Origin of the sequence: Moraxella marmotae, from assembly GCF_042219885.1 — a bacterium.
Lineage (GTDB): Bacteria > Pseudomonadota > Gammaproteobacteria > Pseudomonadales > Moraxellaceae > Moraxella > Moraxella marmotae.
In genome coordinates this window covers 1,006,356-1,031,415 of record NZ_JBHJHR010000002.1, presented here as the reverse complement: position 1 = coordinate 1,031,415, position 25,060 = coordinate 1,006,356, and the positions used below count along the sequence as shown (strand labels likewise).

At 46.4% G+C, this 25,060-nt stretch carries 24 protein-coding genes and 2 pseudogenes; 6 read left to right on the top strand and 20 right to left on the bottom strand.

The features are described from left to right. Nucleotides 1–85: 85 nt before the first annotated feature. The 3 genes from rpsG to ACFBZI_RS04880 form a co-directional block, all read right to left on the bottom strand. Nucleotides 86–559 (bottom strand): 30S ribosomal protein S7, encoded by a 474-nt coding sequence (gene rpsG, locus ACFBZI_RS04890; RefSeq protein ID WP_126330217.1) that lies wholly within the window; start codon nt 557–559, stop codon nt 86–88. A 116-nt stretch (nt 560–675) separates the two neighbouring features. Continuing rightward, entirely contained in the window at nt 676–1,050 is a 375-nt protein-coding gene (gene rpsL / locus ACFBZI_RS04885; protein WP_003656377.1) for a 30S ribosomal protein S12, read from the bottom strand. Between the two features lie 224 nt (nt 1,051–1,274). Beyond that, on the bottom strand, nt 1,275–2,576 hold the full coding sequence (locus ACFBZI_RS04880) for an EcsC family protein (protein WP_375715298.1): 1,302 nt from the start codon (nt 2,574–2,576) through the stop codon (nt 1,275–1,277). A 288-nt stretch (nt 2,577–2,864) separates the two neighbouring features. Here ACFBZI_RS04880 and ACFBZI_RS04875 point away from each other — a divergent pair, with 288 nt between their 5' ends. Both ACFBZI_RS04875 and ACFBZI_RS04870 read left to right on the top strand, forming a co-directional pair. Further along, nucleotides 2,865–4,097 (top strand): beta-ketoacyl synthase N-terminal-like domain-containing protein, encoded by a 1,233-nt coding sequence (locus ACFBZI_RS04875; protein WP_375715297.1) that lies wholly within the window; start codon nt 2,865–2,867, stop codon nt 4,095–4,097. A gap of 212 nt (nt 4,098–4,309) precedes the next feature. Beyond that, entirely contained in the window at nt 4,310–5,731 is a 1,422-nt protein-coding gene (locus ACFBZI_RS04870) for an anthranilate synthase component I family protein (RefSeq protein ID WP_375715296.1), read from the top strand. Nucleotides 5,732–5,948: 217 nt separating this feature from the next. Here ACFBZI_RS04870 and ACFBZI_RS04865 read toward each other — a convergent pair whose 3' ends face one another. From ACFBZI_RS04865 to ACFBZI_RS04840, 6 genes are all read right to left on the bottom strand, one after another. Then, nucleotides 5,949–6,302: a hypothetical protein gene (locus ACFBZI_RS04865; RefSeq protein ID WP_375715295.1), complete on the bottom strand. Its 354-nt coding sequence runs from the start codon at nt 6,300–6,302 to the stop codon at nt 5,949–5,951. Nucleotides 6,303–6,422: 120 nt separating this feature from the next. Beyond that, a complete protein-coding gene (gene lnt / locus ACFBZI_RS04860) occupies nt 6,423–8,015 on the bottom strand; it encodes an apolipoprotein N-acyltransferase (protein WP_375715294.1) in 1,593 nt (530 codons plus the stop codon). 198 nt (nt 8,016–8,213) lie between these two features. Beyond that, complete coding sequence (locus tag ACFBZI_RS04855) at nt 8,214–8,534, bottom strand: hypothetical protein (protein WP_375715293.1); 321 nt, start codon at nt 8,532–8,534, stop codon at nt 8,214–8,216. Between the two features lie 255 nt (nt 8,535–8,789). Further along, nucleotides 8,790–11,594 carry a preprotein translocase subunit SecA gene (gene secA / locus ACFBZI_RS04850; RefSeq protein WP_375715292.1) on the bottom strand — a complete coding sequence of 935 codons (2,805 nt, stop codon included), beginning with the start codon at nt 11,592–11,594 and terminating at the stop codon, nt 8,790–8,792. Between the two features lie 283 nt (nt 11,595–11,877). After that, complete coding sequence (gene hemL, locus ACFBZI_RS04845) at nt 11,878–13,170, bottom strand: glutamate-1-semialdehyde 2,1-aminomutase (protein WP_375715291.1); 1,293 nt, start codon at nt 13,168–13,170, stop codon at nt 11,878–11,880. A 44-nt stretch (nt 13,171–13,214) separates the two neighbouring features. Continuing rightward, entirely contained in the window at nt 13,215–13,559 is a 345-nt protein-coding gene (locus ACFBZI_RS04840; protein WP_375715290.1) for a zinc ribbon domain-containing protein YjdM, read from the bottom strand. Nucleotides 13,560–13,906: 347 nt separating this feature from the next. Here ACFBZI_RS04840 and ygfZ point away from each other — a divergent pair, with 347 nt between their 5' ends. Next, on the top strand, nt 13,907–14,638 hold the full coding sequence (gene ygfZ / locus ACFBZI_RS04835; protein WP_375715289.1) for a CAF17-like 4Fe-4S cluster assembly/insertion protein YgfZ: 732 nt from the start codon (nt 13,907–13,909) through the stop codon (nt 14,636–14,638). A gap of 120 nt (nt 14,639–14,758) precedes the next feature. On the opposite strand, the gene ACFBZI_RS04830 is transcribed toward ygfZ, so the two are convergent. Next, nucleotides 14,759–15,631, bottom strand: coding sequence for a transporter associated domain-containing protein (locus tag ACFBZI_RS04830; protein WP_375715288.1), 873 nt, complete (start codon nt 15,629–15,631; stop codon nt 14,759–14,761). Between the two features lie 104 nt (nt 15,632–15,735). Here ACFBZI_RS04830 and ACFBZI_RS04825 point away from each other — a divergent pair, with 104 nt between their 5' ends. Next, nucleotides 15,736–15,879 (top strand): hypothetical protein, encoded by a 144-nt coding sequence (locus ACFBZI_RS04825; protein ID WP_375715287.1) that lies wholly within the window; start codon nt 15,736–15,738, stop codon nt 15,877–15,879. Nucleotides 15,880–15,893: 14 nt separating this feature from the next. Here ACFBZI_RS04825 and ACFBZI_RS04820 read toward each other — a convergent pair whose 3' ends face one another. After that, nucleotides 15,894–16,373: a YcgN family cysteine cluster protein gene (locus ACFBZI_RS04820; RefSeq protein WP_375716315.1), complete on the bottom strand. Its 480-nt coding sequence runs from the start codon at nt 16,371–16,373 to the stop codon at nt 15,894–15,896. Nucleotides 16,374–16,500: 127 nt separating this feature from the next. Here ACFBZI_RS04820 and ACFBZI_RS04815 point away from each other — a divergent pair. After that, nucleotides 16,501–16,863 (top strand): annotated as a pseudogene (locus ACFBZI_RS04815) (dienelactone hydrolase family protein); the annotation flags it as partial. Nucleotides 16,864–17,131: 268 nt separating this feature from the next. Here the strand turns inward: ACFBZI_RS04815 and ACFBZI_RS04810 are convergent. The 4 genes from ACFBZI_RS04810 to ACFBZI_RS04795 form a co-directional block, all read right to left on the bottom strand. Continuing rightward, nucleotides 17,132–18,649 (bottom strand): aminoacyl-histidine dipeptidase, encoded by a 1,518-nt coding sequence (locus ACFBZI_RS04810; RefSeq protein WP_375715286.1) that lies wholly within the window; start codon nt 18,647–18,649, stop codon nt 17,132–17,134. A gap of 215 nt (nt 18,650–18,864) precedes the next feature. Then, nucleotides 18,865–19,995, bottom strand: a complete 1,131-nt coding sequence (locus ACFBZI_RS04805; protein ID WP_375715285.1) for an aminotransferase class V-fold PLP-dependent enzyme — start codon at nt 19,993–19,995, stop codon at nt 18,865–18,867. 323 nt (nt 19,996–20,318) lie between these two features. Beyond that, nucleotides 20,319–20,609 (bottom strand): hypothetical protein, encoded by a 291-nt coding sequence (locus ACFBZI_RS04800; RefSeq protein WP_375715284.1) that lies wholly within the window; start codon nt 20,607–20,609, stop codon nt 20,319–20,321. A gap of 71 nt (nt 20,610–20,680) precedes the next feature. After that, nucleotides 20,681–20,917, bottom strand: coding sequence for a DUF2788 domain-containing protein (locus tag ACFBZI_RS04795; protein ID WP_375715283.1), 237 nt, complete (start codon nt 20,915–20,917; stop codon nt 20,681–20,683). 234 nt (nt 20,918–21,151) lie between these two features. On the opposite strand from ACFBZI_RS04795, the gene ACFBZI_RS04790 reads away from it, so the two are divergent. Beyond that, nucleotides 21,152–21,949 (top strand): SPOR domain-containing protein, encoded by a 798-nt coding sequence (locus ACFBZI_RS04790; RefSeq protein WP_375715282.1) that lies wholly within the window; start codon nt 21,152–21,154, stop codon nt 21,947–21,949. A gap of 172 nt (nt 21,950–22,121) precedes the next feature. Here ACFBZI_RS04790 and ACFBZI_RS04785 read toward each other — a convergent pair whose 3' ends face one another. The 5 genes and pseudogenes from ACFBZI_RS04785 to ACFBZI_RS04765 form a co-directional block, all read right to left on the bottom strand. Next, the gene (locus ACFBZI_RS04785; RefSeq protein WP_375715281.1) at nt 22,122–22,340 is read right to left on the bottom strand and encodes a hypothetical protein; all 219 of its coding nucleotides are present in this window, start codon (nt 22,338–22,340) and stop codon (nt 22,122–22,124) included. 189 nt (nt 22,341–22,529) lie between these two features. Beyond that, nucleotides 22,530–22,730: a hypothetical protein gene (locus ACFBZI_RS04780; protein WP_375715280.1), complete on the bottom strand. Its 201-nt coding sequence runs from the start codon at nt 22,728–22,730 to the stop codon at nt 22,530–22,532. A 401-nt stretch (nt 22,731–23,131) separates the two neighbouring features. Beyond that, a complete protein-coding gene (locus ACFBZI_RS04775; RefSeq protein ID WP_375715279.1) occupies nt 23,132–23,491 on the bottom strand; it encodes a hypothetical protein in 360 nt (119 codons plus the stop codon). A gap of 7 nt (nt 23,492–23,498) precedes the next feature. Then, nucleotides 23,499–23,985 (bottom strand): annotated as a pseudogene (locus ACFBZI_RS04770) (transposase). A 102-nt stretch (nt 23,986–24,087) separates the two neighbouring features. Continuing rightward, nucleotides 24,088–25,005, bottom strand: a complete 918-nt coding sequence (locus ACFBZI_RS04765; RefSeq protein WP_375715278.1) for a DUF808 domain-containing protein — start codon at nt 25,003–25,005, stop codon at nt 24,088–24,090. Nucleotides 25,006–25,060 lie beyond the last annotated feature (55 nt).

The window sequence follows — 25,060 nt, the reverse complement described above, 5'->3', positions numbered from 1 at the left end:
CAGATTTTGAAGTATTGTTTGGGACTTGCCCAAAAACAATCGCAAATTTGCAATGCCATCAGCCCAAAGACCGATGGTCTTACAATTAGAAGCGATAGTGTGAGAACGCTTTGTTTGCGTCTGCCATGCGGTGAACATCATCACGCTTCTTGATGGCTGCACCTTTGCCTTCTGATGCATCATTTAGCTCGCCAGCTAGGCGTAGTGCCATTGATTTTTCAGAACGCTTAGAAGCGGCATCTGCCAACCAACGCATAGCCAATGCCGTACGACGGGATGGGCGTACTTCCATTGGTACTTGATAGGTAGCACCACCAACACGGCGAGCTTTTACTTCGACCGTTGGGCGGACATTTTCTAACACTTCTTCAAAGAAAGCCACAGGATCTTCGATGTTTTTCTTGGTAGCAACTGCTTCTAGTGCACCATAAACGATTTTTTCTGCGACTGATTTTTTACCATCAACCATTACATGGTTAATGAATTTAGCGATTGTTTGGCTGCCGAATTTTGGATCTGGTAGGATTTCACGGGCAGCGACGACACGACGTCTTGGCATAATAAATTTCCTTGTTCTTCAGGATTGTCTGGTATAAAGCTAGGTTTAACCAGCCTTACTGCATGACTGGGCTTGACACACCAAACCCAAATTTCATGCAAATGAGTGTCTTAGGCTTATGCCTTAGGACGCTTAGCACCGTACTTAGAACGGCCTTGCTTACGATCTTTCACGCCTGCACAGTCAAGTGCACCACGCACAGTGTGATAACGCACACCCGGCAAGTCTTTAACACGACCGCCACGGATTAGCACAACGCTGTGCTCTTGAAGGTTGTGGCCTTCACCGCCGATGTAGCTTGATACTTCATAGCCTGAAGTTAGACGCACACGGCACACTTTACGCATGGCTGAGTTTGGTTTTTTTGGTGTAGTGGTGTAAACACGAGTACACACACCACGACGCTGTGGGCAAGCTTGCAACGCAGGAACTTTTGATTTTTCCTTAATCGTTGTGCGACCCTTGCGGATTAGCTGGTTTGTAGTTGCCATAGGGCAATTCTCTCCCGTTGTTGTTAATAATTCGCCATCAGTCAAAAATAACCGAAGTCAATTTTTGACCAATAACGCAAATCCCCTTTTTAGGGGCAATATATTATATAGCCAAATCAATAAAACTTCAAGCCATTACCACCATTAAGTTTTGGCAAAATGCAAAAAGGCGATGTTTGATCATTGTTTGTGATAATTTGATAATAATAATTTATTATCATCACTTAATTATATGGCGATTTTGGCGGCTCAATTTCAAGCATTTTATCGGCTGGCACGCTCGCAAAACTTGCCAGTGCTGTGCCAATCACTTCATCAATCAATTTATGATTATAATAAGCACCGACCGCCACCGACGCCAGCGGTAACAGCTTATGCAGCCATTTTGGGTTGAGTTTATCCAAGTTGATAAATTTGTCCAAATCGGCAAATTGCTTGGCATACAGCTGGCTTTCTTGATAACGCTGTGCCAAAGATTCCAGCTGCGTTTTGATACCTGTTTGATAAGCATTGGCAAGCAAAGTACTGCCCAGAGCCAAGGCGGTCAAAATCACCTGCTTTTCTTGCAATTTATCCAGCTTTGCCCCTGACAACACGCCATAGGCTTTTTTACTGCCTGCCTTGCCGTGCAGCGGTTTGCCATAAATCGCTGCCAGCTGATACACCGTGCGTAGCGAAACCATCAAAAGCCACGCCGTATCAAGCAGCACGCCCTTTAATCCTGTCAAGCCTGCGATGCCGCCCAAAGTTGCCAAAGCACGGTTTTGGTTGGCGATGTCTTTGGCAAAGGCGGCACGCTCATCATCGCTCATGGTGTCAAGCTGACCAAAGCGTGCATCTTTTTGTAAATCATTCATCGCCCATTTGCTCGATAAGTTGGCAACTTGATCATAAATGGCATCGCTGACCGCATCAAAACGGCTTTGGGGCAAAACCTTGGCGGATAAGGTTTGTGCCATCTCAACCTTGCTGCCCAGTAGCTGCTTGGCAAGCGATGCCGTTTGCTCATGAAAAGCATCTGGTGCAAAGTCGTCTTGCTCAATATTTACCGCTTGATATGATTTTTGGCGATTTGGCTCGGCGTGGATTGATTGGGCCAAATACGCCCCCAATTTGCCAAGTTTTGCCACCAAACCTTTTGGGTGATAATCACGGCTTGTCTTATTACTGCCTGGATTGTCAAGTAAGCTGTCTGTTGGCTTGTCTTGTGGCTGCTTGGCATTATCCAGACCATCTGCGTCGGCAGTGTTATCGGTCAGATTACTTGGCTCGCCTTTATCGCCTTGGCTGTCAAGTTTAGGCTTGCCAGATTCAGCATCGGCAGGCTTAGCAGGCTCGCTATCACGGATAATTAGCACATCAGACACCGCTTTATTATCAATATCCACCGCTGCGACAATCTTGGCATCATGCTCAGCAACGGCATCGGCAAGATTTTGCATCTGTTGCATTTGAGCATTTGACTGGCTGTTTGACTGATTGTTTGGCTCGGCGGACTGCTTAGCAGATTTGTTATTTTTTGCCATGATGATTCCTTCACTGTTTACACATTTACCATATTTATACGATATTTGCCATTGGCATTTACCAATGATTTTATCAGCCTAACACAAAATCAGCACAGCGACCAGTGTCAAAATGCACCAAAATTGTTATCAATTGTGCCAAAAACGCACAGTTTGTATGCTTTGCTTGGGCATTTATGGGGAATTTTTGGCAATTTTTTAAAAAATTTGCCATAAAACTTGATGAATTTTGCAAATAATTTGTTACAATAGCCATCATTACAACTGTAAACTTTTTGGGATAAAATTATGAAACGAGTTGTTATCACCGGCATGGGCATCGTCTCTTGTATCGGTAATGAGTTAGATGCCGTCAAAACTGCCCTAGAGCAAGGGCAATCTGGCATTCGCTTTCAGCCAGAATATGCCGAGCGTGGCTTTAAATCGCAAGTTGCTGGCAGTATCGATGCCAGCTTGTTGGACACCACAGGCATTGACCGTAAACTTAAGCGGTTTATGAGTGATGCCAGTCTGTACGCCTATGTCAGTGCTTTATCCGCCATCAAAAACGCTGGTCTGACGCTTGAGCAAATCGCTGACAATCCCCGCATTGGTGTGGTGGCAGCGTCTGGTGGTGCGTCCACGGCCGATGTTACCCATGCTGTCGATGCCATGCGTGAAAAAGGCCTTCGTGGTGTGGGTGCGATGGCAGTACCAAAAATCATGGCAAGCTCGGTATCGGCAACACTGGCAACTGGCCTAAAAATCAAGGGCGTGTCTTATTCGTTATCATCAGCCTGTGCCACATCAAGCCACTGTGTCGGTCATGCCATGGAGTTGATTCAGCTGGGCAAGGCAGACATCGTACTGGCTGGCGGCAGCGAAAGCGAACATTGGACGCAGTCGTGTATGTTTGACGCCATGGGGGCGATGAGTACGCAGTATAATGACACGCCAAGCACCGCCAGCCGTCCTTATGATGTCAGCCGTGATGGTTTTGTTATCGCAGGCGGTGGTGGTATGGTCGTCGTCGAAAGTCTGGACTCTGCTTTAGCTCGGGGTGCGACCATCTTGGCAGAAATCACAGGCTATGGGGCAACTTCAGACGGTGCTGAAATGGTCGCTCCAAGCGGCGAAGGGGCAACTCGCTGTATGCAGATTGCCCTAAATCAAGCAGGGCTTACCACTGTGGATTATATTAACAGCCACGGCACTAGCACGCCTTTGGGGGATATTACCGAGCTAAATGCCATCGCAGCTGCCTTTGGTGGTGTGGAGAATACCCCTGCCATCAGCTCAACCAAATCAATGACTGGCCACAGCCTAGGTGCGGTCGGCGTCCAAGAGCTGATTTATTGCCTACTAATGATGAATCATGACTTTATCGCACCGACCATCAATGTCAATGAACTGGACGAAGGTGCCAAACCTTTTGATATTGTTACCAAAACTCGCCAAGCGACCATCAATTCGGCGATGAGTAACAGCTTTGGTTTTGGTGGGACAAATGCCGCTTTGATTATCCAAAAATTTACTCAATAACTTTGTTCAATAAATTCGCCCAATAAATTAATTTGGCAAATTTATTCATCAAAACAATTTAACGGACAATACGGCACAATGCGGCATTACGCAAATTGCCCAAACCCAAAACGCCCCAATGACACAGATTGGGGCTTGTTTTTTGGTGGATTTGCTTTACAATTTGTCGTTTAGCGATTGTTTTGTTTGTTCTTTTGCCGATTGATACGATTATGCCCACCACCTTAATACCAAGCACGCTGACCACCAGCGAATTGACCGCACTCATCAGCCATCATTATCCTGCGTGGCAAGTGTGTTTTTTGAACAATCAACACTCGCCGATTATCGGCATTTTGCCAAAAATCAGCTGGCAACTGAATGCCTGCCAAGCAGATGACTGCCCAGTAAACACCACAACCTACACCGTCAGCACTGCCGTCCGCTGTGATGATTTGAATTATCAATCCACCACCACCGCCTGCGATTATGCGGCATTTTTGGCAGGTTTGATTGATTATTGCCAAAATTTATCCGATACACCAACAGCTCAGCAATCTGACCCAAACGCCCAATATCATCACGGCTTGATGGGCTTTGTCGGCTATGATGCCGCTGCCCACGCACTCAATCCCTGTATTGCCGTTAGCGATGAGCAGCCTGCCAGTTTTTTTGGGCATTATGATGTTTATCTTGTGCCTGCCGATGGTGGTTTTTGGCTAAATACGGCGGATAGCACTGCCCAAATTTGGGCGGACAAAACGGCACTGGTGGACAAATTAACCCAATTATCCAAGCAGCATTTGCCGCAGGCAGACGCTCTTAAACTCAAACCTGTCTGGTCAAAAGCCGAGTATCAGCACGCCTTTGACCGCTCGCAAGATTATTTGTACGCTGGCGATGGCTATCAAATCAATCTGACACAGCCTTGGCGTGCCGATACGCCTTATTTGGGCGTGCTGACGGCACACTTGCCCAGTCTGATGGCGACCAGCAACGCCCCTTTTGGTGGCTTTTTGCGACTGCCTACTTTTGAATTACTCTCGGTTTCGCCTGAGCTGTTTTTTACCTTTTATCAACAAGATGGGCACAAGCACATCATCACCAAACCCATCAAAGGCACACGCCCACGAGCCAAGGACGCATCGGCAGATAATCGACTCAAAAATGAGCTAAAAAACAGCGAAAAAGACATCGCCGAAAACTTGATGATTGTGGATCTATTACGCAATGATTTGGGCAAATACGCCATCACTGGCGGCGTCAAAACCCCCACACGCTTTGCCATCGAGAGTTTTTATAATGTGCATCACATGGTCAGCACCATCACCGCCCAGCTTCGTCCTGACTGCCACCCATTGGCGGTGCTGTTTGGCTCGCTGCCTGCAGGGTCAATCACTGGCGCACCCAAAAAACGAGCCTGCGAGATGATTGATGAAATCGAATCCATGCCACGGGGGGCGTATTGTGGTACGATGGGGTTTTTGAATTTTGATGGCACAGGGCAATTTAATGTACTTATCCGCACCGTGCAAGCCAATGCCCACACCACCAGCGTCTGGGCAGGCGGTGGCATCACCGTGCGTTCCAAAGCCCAAGACGAATACCAAGAATGCCTAGATAAAATCCAACCACTGCTTGATCAGTTATCCTAAATTATCAATTGCTCCAAATCGGTAAATTGGTTGTTGGGTTTATAGGATTTGCCCTGCTTGGCTTTGACTGTTTGGTTTTGGCTGCTTGGATTTTAACCACTTGGATTTTGATAAATAAAAACCCTTGAGCGTCGCACAAGGGTTTTGTCTTGCAATTTGTCAAATGGCTTGACAGGCAAATTGATATTTACCACCTGCCATCTGTCAGCAATGCCGATTATTCAGATTTATCGGCGGCTGGAGCAGCATCAGCTTCTGCTGGAGCGGCTGGCTCTGCCATCGCTTCGCTGGCAGTCTCGGTTGTAGCTTCAGCTGCTGGCATTTCGACAGCTGCTTGTTCGGTTGTAGCTTCAGCATTGGCTTCAGCGGTTTCAGTGGTTGCGGCAGCTTCAGGAGCGGCTTGCTCTGCCATTTCGGCGGCTGGCTCTTGCTCGGCAGCGGCATGCTCACCTGCTGGGCGTAACCACGCCGATACAGCAATCGCACCAATCATTACAAATAGTAGCACGATACCAACAAGTGCCATTGCCGATTCTTTTACTGGGTTGTTATTTGACGCATCATGTGCCATAGGTCACCTGCCTAATAAATTAAAATTGGGTTTTAGCCTAAGAGAAATTTTTCTATATTATATACCAAATTACAACTTTTTGTACAATTCCTTTTACGATTTAAGGAATTATTCTGACAATTAGCAATCTTTGACACCGTCAGCGGTATAAAATTTCTCACGCTTGGCACTGGTATTTTTTAGGCGATTTGCCAAAATACTTAATAAAATCAACAAAGCAGACAACAAAAGCACAGGATAATCACCCCACAGCATGTATGGCGTACGCCCAGTGTAACTCGGCACTTGTCCACGCAGCACGCCACGCTCAAACGGAGCAATTTGCTTAGTAATTTGCCCATGTTGGTCAATGATGGCGGTGATGCCGTTATTGGTGGTACGCACAAACCAACGCCCAGTCTCTAAGCTACGCATTTGTACCATTTGTAAATGCTGAATCGGCCCTGCCGTCGTGCCAAACCACGCATCATTTGACACCGTCAATAAAAAGTCGCTGTCGATGGCGTTTTGGCGTGTGGTCTTGGGATACGCCACTTCATAACAAATCGCCATGCCGATACGCTCGCCATGTGCCACCAAAGGCGGCTGCGTAACATCGCCACGGCTAAGGCTGACCAGCCCTTGCACGCCTTCAAGTCCAGGTAACAAATCCAATAACCCACCAAAAGGAATGTACTCACCAAATGGTACCAGCTGCTGCTTGTGGTAGGTGGAAATTTGCCCTGACTCAAACAACATCACGCTGTTATACAGTCGAAATGCCGCTTGGTCTTGGGCTGGCAAATCACGGTACAAAATCCCAGTCAGCCACGCACTGCCAGCTTGATTGGCGTGCTTGGCGATGGTTGCCATCTCATCTTCGGCTTCATCATACATCATCGGCACTGCCGCTTCTGGCCAAACCACCAAATCACGCCCCCACTCTGCCTGCGAAAGCCCGGCATAGATGCCCAAGGTCTGCACGCCAAAGCCTTCACGCCATTTAAGATCCTGCGGAATATTGCCCTGAATGAGCGACACGCTGGTGTTTTTGCCAGTCGGTGTCGTCCAAGCGATGTCCGCCCAGCAAATCAGCACCGCCAGCAGCCAAAGCACCGCCGAGATGCTCATATAGCCCAATTTTTTGCGAAAAATCTCAACCAAAGACGCCGCCAATAGCACCGCCAAAAACGACAAGCCAAACACCCCAAAAATCGGTGCAACGCCATTGAGCCAGCCAACGCCAGTAAAAGCATAGCCGACAAACAGCCAAGGAAAACCAGTCAAAAGCCAAGTTTTTAGCCATTCTTGTAGCACCCACAGGCCAGCAAAGGACAGTGGCTGGCGTGCGGTAAATCGCACAAACGCCCACGCCATCACCGCATGAAACAAGCCCATAATCACCGCCATAGCAGCAATCAGCGTCAACGCCAAATACGGCGGTACTGCCCCATATTCATGAATGGAATGATACAGCCAAAACGCCCCCACCGCCCAAGTACCAAAGCCGTACAACTCGCCCAACCAAAATGCCTGCCTGCGATTGGCAGCGTTGATTAACACAGCGTACAAAATCGCTGGCGACAGCAGTGCCAACGGATAAAACGCATACGGTGCCAAAGACAGGCTAAAAACCGCCCCTGCCACCAACGCCAGCAAACAACAAAACGCATAAGGCAATCGTGGGGCTTGGCGTGCATGCCGCTGGGACAATGTTTGGGTCATTCTTGTCATCGTTATCACATGTTTGGTTAATGATAAATTTAACTTGTTAAATATCAACAATTATTTTTTTGATTAATCCGATTTAATCAATCTGGGTTAATCAGCCTGAATCAATCCAAAGAAAACTGCATTTTGACAATAAAAATGCCGCCCAAGCACGAGCAGCATTGACATCTCAAATGGCAGCCGTTCGATGCCAAATAAGGGTTATTGGCCGCCGTCTTGGACTTCGGCATCTTGGGTGGCGGTGTCGGCAGTTTCGTCAATCTCCACACCTTCGGCAATCTGTGCATCATCGCTATCGATGGCGTTATTGGCATCAGCGGCGAATGCTTCTGGCTCGGCAGGCTGAGCAGCGGTATCGGCGACATCAGCAGTTGCCACAGCGACTGGCTCGGCAGGCTCGGCAGACATTGGCACTTCTTGTTCTTCGGCAGGTTTGTCGGCTGCTTCTTCGGTTTTTGGTGTGCAAGCGGTCAGCATCACCACCGCCGATAATGCCAAAACTTGCCAGACAGATTTTTTCATATTACCACCCCAATGGCTCATAAATGCCAAAAATGTTATCATCAAATGCGATTGATTTGCAATCGCTCCAGTATAGCATAATTTTTTGTGCAATTTGCCGACAAATCGACCAAACTTTGGTGATTTGTCGCAGTCAGCGATTCAGATACGATTTTGGCAAATTGTTGGCAATTCTTTAGCAGTTGCCATAAATTTGACAAGCCAAAACCAATTGATGTCAATTTGCCAGCCGTATCCGACCACCCAAGCAAAGCATCAGCTTAATTTGCCGTGGCATTGCTTGTATTTTAGGCCTGAGCCGCACGGACAAGGGGCGTTGCGATTGATATGCTCTGGAATAACCAGCTCATCATCAGCGATGGTACTGGCAGTCTCATTGACAGCAGGTGCTGCTGCTCCCAGTGTCAATGTTACACGCTGCACAGGCTGGCGGTTGGCAGTATCCAGATTGGCATCTGGGCTATGGCTGCCGTCCAAATTCATCTCATCATGCTCAAACATCATACGCATCTGTTCGGCTTGTAGGCGGCGTTGCTCTTCTAGAGCGGCCAGCTCTTCAGGTGTCGGCACATGCACACGAGCCAAATCCTGCACCAAATCAGACTTGATTGCCCCCATCATCGACTGAAACAGCTCAAACGATTCACGCTTGTATTCTTGCTCGGGATTTTTTTGGGCATAACTGCGTAAATGAATGCCCTTACGCAGCTGATCCATCTGCGTCAGATGCTCTTTCCAGTGGCGATCCAGACTTTGTAGCATAAAATGACGCTCAAGCTGGGCAGCCATCTCATTGCCCATCTGCTCACGGCGAGACTCGTACCGCTCGATGGCGGTCTGGACAATCTTGTCACGCAGGCCATCTTCGTCCAGTCGGCGGTCGGCATCAAGCCAGTCGTTGATTGGCATATAAAAACGGAACGCTTCTTCGATTTCGTCTTCAAGTCCGTCAATATTCCACTGATCATCGACCGAACCCGGTGGCACAAACTGATCAATCAAAGCATTATACACTTCGTGGTGCATGGCTTTGATGCCTTCTTGCAAATCCATCTCAGCCAGCAAATCATCACGCTGACTATAAATCACTTTACGCTGCTCATTGGCGATGTCATCATATTTTAGTAGGCTTTTGCGAGCATCAAAATCACGAGCTTCGACCTTGCCTTGCGCCCCTTCGATGGAGCGAGAGACCATCTTATGCTCAATCGCTTCGTCTTCTTTTAGCCCCATGGCTCGGAACATATTGGTGATGCGATCGCCTGCAAAAATCCGCATCAAATCATCTTCAAGCGATAAGAAAAATCTGGACTGACCCGGGTCGCCTTGACGGCCAGCACGACCACGCAACTGATTGTCAATGCGGCGAGATTCGTGTCGCTCTGAGCCGATGATGTGCAAGCCGCCAGCTGCCAGCACGGCATCATGACGCTTTTGCCAAGCGGCTTGGGCTTCAGCACGCATCTGCTCACTGATTTCGCCATATTGCTCAAGCTCTGCCTGCCAGTTACCGCCCAAAATAATATCCGTACCACGACCTGCCATATTGGTGGCGATGGTAACGGCTTTTGGTCTACCTGCCTGTGCGATAATCTCTGCTTCACGCTCGTGCTGCTTGGCGTTTAGGACATTGTGGGCAATGCCTTCTTGATTGAGCAAATACGACAGCTCTTCTGACGCTTCGATGGTCGCCGTACCGACCAGCACGGGCGCACCTTTGTCGGTGATTTGCTTAATCTCACGAATGATGCCCCTATATTTGCCCAATTTGGTCAAGAAAATCTGATCGTCCATATCGATACGAGCAATTGGGCGATGCGTTGGGATAATCACCACATCAAGGCCATAAGTGGACTTTAGCTCTGCCGCTTCGGTGTCCGCCGTCCCTGTCATGCCTGACAATTTGTCGTACAATCTAAAATAGTTTTGGAAAGTGGTTGTCGCCATCGTCTGGTTTTCGGCTTGAATTTGGACATTTTCTTTGGCTTCAACCGCTTGATGCAAGCCGTCCGACCAGCGGCGACCCGGCATGGTACGCCCTGTGTTTTCATCAACGATAATCACTTCGCCATCGTGGACGATGTAATGGATATTTTTGACAAACAAATGATGCGCGCGAATCGCCGCCTGAGCATGAGCAAGCAGCGGCAAGCGTGCTGGACTGTATAGGCTTTCGTTTTCGTTCAGCTCGCCAACTTCAATCAAAAACTTCTCGATTTTTTCGTAGCCTTTTTCGCTAATCTCAATGGTGCGGTTTTTTTCGTCAATCCAAAAATCGCCATCGGTATTGTCTTTATTGGCTTCTTCGTCCTTTGAACGCACCAACCGCTCGGCAATCTTATCAATCAAAGCATACAAATGTGCCGAATCTTCGGCTTGACCTGAGATAATCAGCGGCGTGCGTGCTTCGTCAATCAAAATGGAGTCAATTTCGTCAATGATACAGTAGTTGAGCGGGCGTTGTTTTTTTTCGCTTAGGCTAAACACCATATTATCACGCAGATAATCAAAGCCGTATTCGTTATTGGTACCATAAGTGATGTCGGCACGATAAGCGGCAAATTTTTCTTGGGGCGGCTGTTGGCTATAAATCACCCCAACACTCAGACCCAAAAAATCAAACAAAGGACGGTTTAGCTCGGCATCACGGCTTGCCAGATAGTCATTCACCGTTACCACATGCACGCCTTTGCCGCTGATGGCGTTCAGATAGATGGCAAGGGTCGCCATCAGCGTCTTGCCTTCACCAGTTTTCATCTCGGCAATTTTGCCTTCGTGCAAGGTCATACCACCAATCAGCTGCACATCATAATGACGCATGCCATTGACACGCAATGACGCTTCACGACAGACAGCAAACGCTTCAGGCAGCAGCTTATCTAGGCTCTCGCCTGCTTGATGGCGTTGCTGAAATTCGGTGGTTTTTTGGCGTAGTTGCTCATCGGACAACGCCTGAATGCTCGGCTCAAATGCGTTAATCTTGGCGACCACCTTACGCATTCGCTTAAGCTCTCGCTCGTTTTTGGTGCCGATGACTGTACTGATGATTTTTGTGAACATACGAAATTTTCCATTAAGAATGAATGCCTTATCCATTCTAAGTGATGTTTGCAATATGGGTTAGAATAAAATGCTCATGGTCAGTTTATTCTTTATTTACCCAAAAATCGCCCACGCTTGTCCAAGTGAGCGATTTTATCAAGTTTATCAAGATTGTCATAAAATAAAACTTTATTTTATCTATATGGATATCGATAAGCAAAAGTCAAGGCAAAGCACTGCACTTGGGCAAGTTGTGCTTGGCAAAGTTGTGCTTGGTAACTGCCATAAAATTACAACAAAATTACAATTGGGCAAATGCCTTGTCAGCGGCGGCGATGGTCTTATCCAAATCTTCATAAGTGTGTGCCGAACTCATGAATGCCGCTTCAAATGCTGATGGTGCCAAGTACACGCCTTCGTCCAGCATCGCATGGAAAAACTTGGCAAATTTGCCAGCATCACAGCGGCCGCTAACTTCGCCAAAATTACTCGGCAGCTCATCAGCAAAGAACAAACCAAACATACCGCCCACCGAACAAGCCTGAAATGCCACGCCGTGCTTGTCGGCGGCGGCTTTGAGTCCTTTGACCAAATATTGGGTTTTTTGGGTCAATGCTTCATAAAATCCTGCTTGGCATAGCTCATCAAACATCGCCTTGCCAGCACGCATCGCCAATGGATTGCCTGACAAAGTGCCTGCCTGATACACGCCGCCCAAAGGCGCGATGCACTCCATAATTTCACGCTTACCGCCAAACGCCCCCACTGGCAGCCCAGCACCGATAATTTTGCCAAAAGTCGTCAAATCTGGCGTGATGCCAAAATGTGCCTGAGCACCGCCCAAGCCAACACGAAAACCCGTCATCACTTCATCAAAAATCAGCACCGTGCCATGCTCGGTGCATAGGCGACGCAAAGTGTCGTGAAAGTCTTGGCTTGGGATAATCATGTTCATATTGCCAGCGATAGGCTCTAAGATAACGCACGCCAATTCATCGGCAAATTTGTCAAAACATGCCTGCAATGCTTCGGTGTCATTATAAGGCAAAGTGATGGTATGCTTGGCAAAATCAGCTGGCACGCCCTTGGAAGTCGGCTCGCCAATATCCAGCATGCCTGAGCCTGCCTTGACCAACAAACTGTCCGAATGCCCATGATAGCAGCCTTCAAACTTGACAATCTTATCACGGCCCGTATAGCCACGAGCCAAGCGAATCGCCGACATCGTCGCTTCGGTGCCAGAGCTGGTCATACGCAGCAAATCAATGCTTGGAACAATTTGACAAATCAAATCCGCCATCGTCGTCTCTGACGGTGTCGGCGCACCAAAAGACAAGCCATCATCGGCCGCTGCCTTAACCGCATCAATAACTTTATCGTGTGCATGCCCCAAAATCATCGGACCCCACGAGCCGACATAGTCAATGTAGGCATTGTCTTCGGTGTCGTAGATGTACGCCCCTTTGGCACGACTGACAAATACTGGCACGCCGCCCACACCAGCAAAGGCACGCACAGGCGAATTGACACCGCCAGCAATGTGGCATTTGGCGGCATTAAACAGTTTTTCGTTGGTTGGGCGAATATGAGTCATGGCTTATCCTTGTTATGCGTTTTGTTGCTTAGTGTTGCTTGTCTTTAGGCTTTTTTGACGACTGATGATTTGAGCTTCATCGCCCCAAAGCCATCAATTTTACAATCAATATCATGATCATCAGGGGCATCATAAATCAAGCGGATTGATTTTACCTTCGTGCCAACTTTAATCGGCGTGCTTGAGCCTTTAACCTTCAAATCCTTGATGACTGTAACCGCATCGCCATCGCTTAGCACATTGCCCACCGCATCTTTGATGACTGGCAAATCATCGCCATCACCAGCTTCGCCATCTTGCCACTCGTGTCCACACATCGGACAAACCAGCATCACGCCATCGGCATAGGTATAATCTTCATTACATTTTGGGCAAGCAGGTAGGCTCATCACATCACCTTGATAATCATTAATCAAAAACTTAATAAACAGCTTTATCAATCGCCAAAGTCAAACCAAAGTCAAAACTTGGGTAGCAAACAAAAGCGAAAGTAAAAACTTAACTGCTTATTGTAACCGATTTTGCCACAAGCGTGTTGAACTTTTGTAACCGCCTGCACAAAATCCGCCCAGTCGTGGCTAATTTTGGGCAAATTTTATCCATTTGTCCCAAAAATCGCCAAAAGCTGGTAAAAATTGATAAATTTTGGCAAAATTGCCCTATAATTAACAAAAATCAGCCCCATCATGATGATCAATTGATAAAAACTTTACCAAAAAATACGGAAAAATCAACAATGAACCAACCAATTAGCGAACCAACAGAACCACAATTTGGCCATTTTGTGATGAGCGGTGTCGATGCCAAAAAATTTTTACAAGGGCAAGTAACCGCCGATGTCCATAAGCTGACACAGGATTTTGTGCCGACAGCGATTTGTAATCTTAAAGGGCGTGTGCAATTTGGCCTATGGCTACAAAAAACCGAAACTGGCTTTGGCATTGTCATCAGCCAAGATATGCAAGCGGCGTTTACCGCTCATGTCAAAAAATTTGGGGCATTTTCCAAAATCGCCTTATCCGATGCCAAGCCCATTTATCCTGCAATTATCGATGGTGTGCCAAGTTTTGACACCACCGACCACGCCCAAAGCCAAGCATGGCAACAACTGAGCATCGCCCAAGGCAACTACTGGCTCACCGCTGCCACCAGCGAGCTGTATCAGCCCCAAGAGCTGCGACTGCATCAGCGTGGCGGTGTCGCCTATGACAAAGGCTGCTATCTGGGACAAGAAATCATCGCACGGCTGTATTTTAAATCCAGCCCAAAAGCCTATCTACACCGTGTGGCAGGCACAGGCACGCCGCCTGCTGCTGGTAGCGATGTCGGCAAAGTAAGCATCGTCAATAGCATCGCCACCGATACTGGCTTTGAAGCTTTGGTCATCGCTCGCCCTGATGAGTTGTCAGACTTGAGCGTTTTGGATTTGCCAAGTCCGCTGCAAGCTGCCGTTGGGCGTGATGGTTAATTTAAATCAGTTTGATTTAAATTAAAGAAATTTAATAAAAAAAATAGACTGAGAGTGGTCAGTCTATTTTTTGGTTGAATTTGCCAAAATGCTTAATCCATAAAAATTTGGCAAATTGGCTCAATCATCGTCCTGCACTTGTGGTATCAGTGTCAGCTCCAGCAAATGGATAAACCGCCCTTCGACATCAAGCACCGTAATTTGCCAATTGTCAATCTGCACCACTTCGCCTTCTAGATGACTGACAAAGCCCAACGCCTGCATCACCAAGCCGCCCATGGTATCGACATCGGCGTCATCAAAACTGCTGCCCAATATCTCATTACAATCACTAATCAAAGTCGCTGCCTGCACCAGCCACACGCCAGCCTTGTCAGGGTGTGGGACGATATTGTTAATGTCAGTATCCGCTTCAATATCGTCATGCTCATCGACAATGTCGCCGACGATTTCTTCGAGCAAATCTTCCATCGTAACCACGCCTGAAACCGAGCTAAACTCATCAACGACAACCGCCATATGCACCTGTGCCTTTTGAAAGGCTCGCAAAAGCGTATCCGAACGAGCCGTTTCGCTGATGTATAAAGGCTTACGCACCATCTTGGTCAGTTGTAGCGGCATATCTTGCCCTTCGGCATGGGCTTTGAGCAGCGGAATCAAATCCTTGACCAACAAAATGCCAACAACGGCATTATCGTCCAAACTGTCAAACACTGGATAGCGTGAATGCTCCGTCTCAAGCACCACAGCCAAAATATCAGCAAGGCTGGCATCACTGGCGATGGCGTGTACCTGCGGGCGTGGTGTCATGATTTCTCGCACCTGCGTGGCGGGCAAATCTAGCACGCCTTCTAGCATATCCACCGTGTCAGGCTCCAAAAACTGGCGTGAATCCTGCACCAATCTTAACAAATCATCTCGGGTTTCAGGGGCGGTTGATAACCAACGCTTTAGCCCACGCATTGACCAGCCACTCAAATTGTCATCAGACATAGATGGTGTAATTTAACCTCGTATTATTAAACTTATCTCATAAAATTATTAAAACATCATCACAAATACGGCACAATCCGCCCAAATCCATCGCCAAGCCCAATATGGCTAGTGCCAAATCGTGGTTTTGGCAAATCGCACCAAATGCACAATTTAGCGTATTGATGGCAATTATTCAAGGGGCTTGGCAAAATATAGCCATCATTTTGGCAGTTTATGCCAGTGTTGGCGTGCGTATTTTTAATTGAACCAATTTAATTCATCAAACTTTGACCCAACGCACCACACGAGTCTCAATGGTTTCATCATCAAGTCCTGCTTCACTGACGCACCTGCCTGCCACCGATACCTTAGCAAAGTCTGAGCCGTGCGTCTGTCCGCCTTGTATGAGCCTGTGCCACGCCGGTAAAGACAGCCCCAAATACAGCCGCTTATAGGCACAATGCCGTGGTAGCCACAACATATCCGCCAGCATATCAGGCGTGAGTCGAATGCAGTCTGGCACGCTTTTTTGGCGATTGGGATAATCTGAGCAATGCCCTGTTTGGCAGTCCAATAAGCGACACGCCACATCGGTGTATTCGGTAAAACGCACATCGTCTTCGTCCAAAAATTTGACCAAACAGCACGCACCGCAGCCATCGCACAAGGCTTCCCATTCGGCATCGTTCAGCTTGGACAGGGGGTAATTTTCCCAAAATCTGGGGCGTATCGGCGGTTTTGGTGTTTTTAGCATTGTCATCATCGTTTATCTAAAATTATTGGGCTTATTGTACCGTAAAAACGGACAAAAAACTGCTCAACTTTGCCATGGCGGATTGTTAAGTTATCCAGACAACCTTCTGACCAGACACAATTATGGGGGAATTGGCGGTAAAATCGCCCTAGATATGGCACGACTTGGCACGCCGCTAAAAGCTGTTGCCACTTTTCACGGCAACCCAACGCCCATCACTCTTGCCACCGCCGACAAATTCACCGCCAAAGTTTTGGTCGCCCACGGTGATGCTGACAGCATGGTGCCGATGTCTGCCATCGATGGACTAAAAGACGAGCTGATCGCCGCCCAAGTTGATTATCAAATCGATGTCTATGACGGTGCTAAACACGGCTTTAGCAACCCTTATGCCAATAAGCGAGCTGCTGATAACGGCATTGATTTGGCGTATCATGCCGACGCCGCTGCTGCCAGCTGGGATAAGATGGTGGCGTTTATGCGTGCCAATTTGTAGTTTATAGGCAGTTTATGGTTTATAATTGATAATATCGCAGGATAGGCGTTGTGATGATTGGCATTGTTGGCATGGCGGCGTTGCCAGTTACCATTTGTCATCATCGGTTTTATCGTGATGATTTTTAGCATATTTGAGCTAGCAAACCAATGACAAAAGCCACTGTTTTGTATCAGTGGCTTTTTGTGGTTTGATTTTTTATTTTTACCTTAGCAGCTTTATTTGGTAACTTTAGCCAGTGGCTTGATTTTGGCACTTGGTGCAAGGCTTAGGCTTGATGGTCAGACTTGACAGGAGCATTTGCCAAAATCTCGGTCAATAACTGCCAATACACGCCAACCGATGCGATATTGACCATCTCATCAGGCGAATGGGCGTTTTTGATGGTCGGTCCGATAGAAACAATGTCCATATCAGGGTGGCTTTGCTTAATCAAACCGCACTCTAAGCCAGCATGAATGCTCTTAATCTGTGGCTCATCGCCCAAAATCTTGGCGTATAATTGGCTGGTCAAAGACACAATCGCCGAATCGGTGTCTGGATTCCAGCCGACATAATCACCACTAAAGGCAACGCTTGCTCCCATGTCGCTTGTAATCTGCTGCAAGGTTTGACATATCGCCTGCTTTTGGGATTCGATCAGTGAACGAACCAATAACACGCCAAGCAGCTGCGACTCGTCAATCTTTAAAAGTCCCAATGATAGCGATGTTTCTACCGTATCCGCCAAAACTTGGCTGTGCTGCACCACGCCACTTGGCAAGGCATTAATCAGGCGGATAACCTGTGCTGTCGATGCGTCATCTAGCGTGCGTGCTGGATTGGCGGTGCTTTGCACTTTGCCGACAAAATCAGGCTCTGTCGTTTGTAGCTGAACAGTCAGCTGTGCCAGTGCGTCATTAATGGCGGCAATCAGCTCGTCTTGGCGGTCGGCGTGACAGCTGATAATCACGCCAGCTTCACGGGGAATGGCGTTTCTTAGCGTGCCGCCTTGGATATGGCTGATGGCAAATTGATTGGCAAATTTATCAGCCAGCTGTGCCAGCACCACGCCCAAAAGCTTGATGGCATTGCCACGGTTTTTGTCAATATCCAGTCCAGAATGCCCGCCACGCAAGCCTTTTATCGTCAAATCAATACTGCTATCAAAGGCATTATCCCGCCACACCAAGGGCAAGGCAACATCGGCATCGATACCGCCAGCACAGCCAACATAAATCTCGCCAATCTCTTCGGTGTCGGTATTGATCATAATTTTTGATGTCAATTCACCTGCCTGCAAGCCAAACACGCCAAACATGCCTGTCTCTTCGGTCATCGTCAAAAGCACTTCAAGCTTAGGGTGAGCCAGCGTATCGTCCGCCAGCACCGCCAAGCAGCTTGCCATACCGATGCCGTTATCCGCCCCCAAAGTCGTGCCAGTCGCCATCAGCCACGCATCATCATCGGCACGCAGTCGCAGGCGAATCGGATCACGCTCGAAGTCATGCACCGTGTCGGCATTTGCCTGTGGTACCATGTCCAGATGTGCTTGCAAGGCGATGCTGGCACGATTTTCATAGCCTTTGCTGGCGTTTTTTTGGATAATGACATTGCCCACAGCATCACGGCGTGCCGACAGACCTTGCTCGGTTGCCCATTGGACGATGTCGTTTGCCAAGGCTTCTTCGTGATGGCTGGGGTGCGGTGTGGCACAGATGCGAGCAAACCATTGCCAAAGCTGCGTTGGGGCAAAATCTTTGACAACCTGCAAATTCTGTTGATAAGCAATACTATCAAAACTCATAATTATCCTTAAATAATCACATTCAATTACATTAAATTAAAATCAAAAATCGGTCGGTAAGCATAAATTTGCAAAAATGAGTATAAATCAAAGCGGCATAAAAATAAACCGCTTTATCCAGATTGTTTATTTTGATAAAAACACCCCAAAGCTGTGCAACTTTAGGGTGAGATTTTTAATTAATTTAAATTAAAAATTTATTAAAATTCATCAAGTCAAGCAAAAACCAAATCCGCCGCCGATTGAAAGCGTGCCACCGTGCCGTCCACATCGGTCAGTTTATCCAATCCAAACAAGCCAATGCGAAAACTCTGATAATCGCTTGGCTCATCGACTTGTAGCGGCGTACCAGCGGCGATTTGTACGCCGACATTGGCAAAAGCAGCCCCTTTATGCACCGCTTCACTGGGTGCATGGCAGACCACCACGCCATAGGCTTGGGCGGCACTGTCGGCAACGCTTTGGATACCTTTGGCGTTTAGTACTGCCAAAATCTCTTTACCAAGGCGGATTTGGGCAGCTTTTAGAGTGTCATAACCGATGGCTTTGGCTTCAAGCAGCGTATCACGCAGCTGCTTAAGCCCATCGGTTGGCATCGTGGCATGATAGGCATGACCGCCATTTTCATACGCCGTCATGATATTTAGCCAAGCCTTCAAATCCAGTGCAAAGCTCGATGGCGTGCTTGCCAATACCGCCGCTTTGGCAGTCTCAGACAGCATGACAAGACCTGCACATGGCGTACTGGATAGACCTTTTTGCGGTGCTGACAGCAGCACATCAATGCCTAACGCCTTCATGTCCAGCCACACGCAGCCTGATGCAATGCAGTCAATCGCCAACACCGCCCCCACCGAGTGTGCTGCATCGCTCAACGCCTTGATATACGCATCATCAAGCATCATGCCTGACGCCGTCTCGACATGCGGTGCAAAGACGATATTTGGGCGGGCGGTTTTGATATATTCGGTCACTTGTTCAATATCGGCTGGGGCAAATTGCACCTTATCGCCACAAGTTTTGCTCTGTGCCTTAAAGACATGGCTGGATTTGGCGACGCCTGTCATATTCAAAATCTGCGTCCAGCGATAGCTAAACCAGCCATTACGCACCACCACACAATCCTTATCGGCAGCCAAGGCACGCACCACCGCTTCCATGCCCGAAGTGCCAGAACCTGGCACGATGGCGACGGCATCGGCTTGGTAGATGGATTTGAGTTCAGCGGACAAATCTCTCATTACCGCCATAAACTGTGCAGACATATGGTTTAGCGAACGGTCGGTATAAACCACAGAATATTCCAACAATCCATCTGGATCAATATCATTTCGCAATGCTGGCATCGCTTTCTCCTTAGCTTGGTTGATTTGGCTACTTGGTAAGTTTGCTAAATTTATTAAATAAAACCATTTAAATAAAATTGTTTCAATCGAATTGTTTAAATCAAATGATTTAAACCAAATGGCTTAAACGCTTAAACCGAGCAACTTCAATCAAGTTACTTAAAATACTTAAAATGAGCCACTCAGCTAAGTGATACACTGTACCAAGTCAAAACCAAAAAATCAAGCCATACACGCATTTTGGTGTATGGCTTGATGATGTTTTTGTAATTACTTGCAACTACCGCAATAATTTGGGCAATTATTAACCAAGCAATCGTTAATTAATTAGCACCTTCGGCAGTTTCGGTCGCTGCTTCGGCTGCAGCTGGAGCGGCAGCATCAGCGGCGGCATCGGTGGCAGCATCAGCAGTCGCTGCACCTGATGCTTCGGCAAAAGTCGGCTGACCGTGGTCATCAAAAATCATCTCTTCGGCTTTTGGGGCGGCTGCCAATGCCGCTTCTTGGGCAGCTTCGACACGATCAACAGCGTGTACTTTCTCGTGCTTTTCGCCACCGCAAGCACTCAAAGCCAACACAGCCGCCAATGCAGCAAGCATTACAGAAATTTTCATATCATTACTCCAAATTAAGATAGACAAACCATCAATGGGCAAATAAATGGTACGGATAGCGGTAAAATGGCCTATAAAATCCACTGCTTGAGTACAAACTCAATCACCAGTTTGGCAAGAAAACCAAAAAACCCCATGCCCAATGCCACAAAAATCCAAAAAGTTCCTGCCTTGCCTGCATTGGATTTTTTGGAAATGTCCCACATAATAAAAATCAAAAATGCAATAAATACAGGCAACAGAACATACAAACCGAGCGTGGTGATCGTCTCGTCCGACACCAAAAACAGTGTTGTCATCGCAGTCATGCTAAACACCTTTATGATAATGTATCAGCACATTATAACAATATTTATGATAACTACCAACCACCCAGCCACAATAAGCACGATATTTTTATAAAAATTTGCTAAAATAGGCATAATTTCTCGATTATCGCTGATAATCCGTATAAAATTGAACAAACTGAGCAAATTAAGCAAATTTAAAAATCGCCAAATCGCCCAAGTTTGAGCGTGCCACCACCAACCAAAGGAAGTCTTATGTCGCAAAGACACCAAAAACGCCCTTCTGCCGTCTATAAAGACGAAATCCACCGCCGCCGCACAGGGCTAAGTAGCCTGCTGTGGATGTTTGTGGGGGCATTTATCGTGGTGGCGATGGCGGTGATTTTGTATTTGTCGCCGTTGTTTGATGGTTTTCGCCAAGAAACCATTGCCGAGCCAGAAGCCCCTGTTGAGCCGATTGATACGCCAAAAACTGCGATGGAGTTTGAGTTTTATGAAGTATTGCCTGAACAAAAATTTCAAAGCATTCCTGAAGGCGTGAGCATTCAAGAACAAAAGGTCAGCACGCCGTTGCCTGAGCCTGTTACCGACTTGGTGCTAAACTCAAACAACAATCAATCTGCCGACAAGCCAGACGATGAGCCAGCGGCCACCATTGCCATTGTCGAAGAAAACCGCACTTATGATGGGCCGAGCAATCCTTTGACCTCTGACGAATCCAAGCGGGGCATCGGACAACAAAAAATCAGCCAAGGCAACTACATTTTGCAAATCAAAAGCTACCAAAATGCCGAAGATGCCGACCTAAAGCGTGCCGAAGTGCTGATGTCTGGCGTCGATGCCATTGTTATCCGCCACGAAACCAAAAACGGCAATTATCTGTATCAAGTCATCTCAGCGCCAATGAGCCACAGCGAAGCTGCCGCCGCCAGCGTGCGACTGCGTAATAACGGTATCGATTCTTTGTTGATTGAGCAGCGTTCAGCGACCGCAAGCAAGGCAGACAAAGCAGATAAAACGGACAAGGCGGACAAAGCAGATAAAGACAAATGATGTGTTTATTGAATGTATCAAATCATTAAACTGATTTAAACAAAAACCCAAAAGCAGCATTCGGCTTTTGGGTTTTGTTCATTTTGAATATGAATGACAATCTGATAATTGCCATTTTTATCCAATAAGCGATGCCCTACCTCAATATCTTGTGCTGATTGAACCAAATTCTTTATTTGTTGTCTTTTTTAAAAAAATTTTTAATAAGCTTGATATTTGAATCAAAAACAAAACCTCCTATACATAAAGATAAAAAAACAATCATAATGACTAGTGCAAAAAATATAAATCTAAAAATATAAATATTAAGGTCCAATACAGCATGTAAAATAATAAACAATACAATAGAAAGCCATGTTGCTAAAAACAGAATAACAGTTTTTTTATTCATACTTACCTTTATTTATTACAATATTTAGATGTTTTATTTTCACATATTTGTACAGCAACCCCAGCTTCAGCACCTATGCCTATAGCTGGTTGTATGGCGATTGCTCCGTTGTCATGAAAGGTGGCATTGAACTTGACGCCTAGTATAGGCACAGCAGCACCAGCTATGGCAACACACTCATTTTTAGGCTTATCTTTTCTCTCTTTTTCTTGAATATGTCTTGAATGTGTTTTTTAATTCATGCTCCGTGGAATCTTTAATGCCAAACACATCCAAAATTACACCTGTTTTTGAACCAACTGCCGTGTCAATCATTTGTGAATTTGTCTCACTTATGACGGCATTAGTCAAGCCTTCATTTTCAGCTTTAGTAAGTTGTTTAGTCTTCAAAAATATCTATATCAAAAACAGGTTTTATGCCTTTTTTCTTTTTCTCTTTCATTTTGTCTATAACATGTTGGTTAAGAACAAAACATCGATAAAAAGCATGAAGCATACATAAAAACATGACACAAAAAACTACTTTATATAGAAATATAAATCTAAAATATGCCAGTACAAACGAAATAAAAAATAAAACAAAACAGATAAGTAAGCTGATATGAAAATTTTTCAACTTGGTTTTATTTTTATAATAACTATCATTGATCGACACAATGATCTCCCACTTTCTTTGAACAAATCATTATGGCACCAGCCAAAGCTCCGCCCATAGTACCTTCTATGCCACCTGTGATAGAACCATCTGATTGCCTTTGGCGTCTGTGATGATGATACGAGTTGTGCTGGTGTCAATCAGGATGAACCAAAGCTAAAATATAGGCAATAATATACATCATAGCACACCAGCTTACGCCCAAAAGCCTGTCTGATTTGGGTACATCTTTGGCAAAATCTGTAAATGCCAAGAATTTTTTGCCAAACATAAAGCTTTTAATGGGGTGTGAAAAAGTTGTCAATACTATAAATACCAAGATGAATTTTTTAGCATCAATAAAATATGGATATGAGCTGTCAATCGCTGGAAAAATCGCCAAAATAGCATTAATTGTCAGCAGCACAGCAAGGGCAACACGCTCATTTTTTAGGCCCATCTTTTCTCTCTTTTTCTTGAATATGCCTTGAATGTGTTTTTTTAATTCATTCTCCATGAAATCTTTAAGGGGCTGTCCTAGATAACCAAACCAAATTGCCCCTAACCAATTGTTTTAAAATGAAAATTTGAGATTTAAGGTCATTATTGTTAAAACGCCATTCACACTCTTTAAGATACAGCTCAAAATGAGCTTTGGGAATACCATTAAATTTGCGTAAATGATATTTTGCTTGATTTTAAAAAATTTTTCAATGCCATTAATGTGATTTTGTTTTTATACAAAATGCGTGCTGTGATTGATTCTAATCTAACACATCATAGCTTTTGTGAAAATCTGTGTAAACAATACTGTCAGGTTCTACCTTTTCTCGTATAATGGGCAGTAAAGTGGCTAACTGTGCTGATAAATAAGTAAGTGTAAGCGGTGAAAATAATAAGTTGTTTTGTTTACATTAACCAATTGAGCTGCTGTTCTTGCAGTAACACCTGCAAGAACAGCAGCTCAATTAATTTGTTTTGTTTGTACTGACTTAGACGACTTTTTCTCATTGGGTTATTTTAACCTAAATGGAGTTTTTGGTCATTATCTAGGACAACCCCTTAAAATTTTAAAAAAACAGCTAAATTATCAAAATCATTAACTTTAGATGATTAAGCACGATGAAACAGTTTTTGCAATATAACAATCACCGCCAAAATCAGCAAACCTGCCACCAGTCCGACCACGCCTTGGTATGCCGCTTCGGTCAGCCCACCAAAAACGCCCGACAACGCCGCCAAGTCCTGTGCTTGATGGTGCAATATGTCCACGCCATGCACCAAAATCCCACCGCCAACCAAAAACATCGCCAGCGTGCCGACGACAGACAGCACTTTCATCAGCCTTGGGGCAAATGCCAACAGCAGCCGCCCCACCGCTTGGCTGGTGCTGGCTGGCTTATTTAGCAGATGCACGCCCATATCGTCCAATTTGACAATCAAGCCGACCAAACCATACACGCCCACCGTCATCAGCACCGCCACCACCGACAATGCTGCCGCCTTAGTCGCCAATGGCACTGCTGCCATCACACCCAGCGAAATCACCACAATCTCCGCCGATAGGATAAAATCGGTACGCACCGCCCCACGGATTTTGTCTTTTTCAAAGGCGACCAAATCAACCTGCTCATCGGCATTAGCTTGCAGTCGCTGGGTATGGGCGGCGTCATCGTCGTGATGCGGCAAAAGATTTGGGGCAAATTTATGCACGACTTTCTCCGCCCCTTCATAGCACAAAAACGCTCCGCCAAGCATCAGAAGCGGCGTAATTAGCCAAGCGGCCACGGCACTGATGAGCAATGCCGCTGGCACCAAAATCAGCTTGTTGATGAATGAGCCTTTTGCCACCGCCCACACCACCGCCAACTCACGATCAGCACGCACGCCAGTTACCTGCTGGGCATTGAGTGCCAAATCATCGCCCAGCACGCCTGCGGTTTTTTTGGCGGCAGCTTTTGTCATCAAGGACACATCGTCCAAGACGGTGGCAATGTCGTCAAGCAGCATTAATAAACTACCACCTGCCATAATTTCACCTTATTATCTTTTGATTTACTAATTTGTATTGAATACTTTGGCGTAC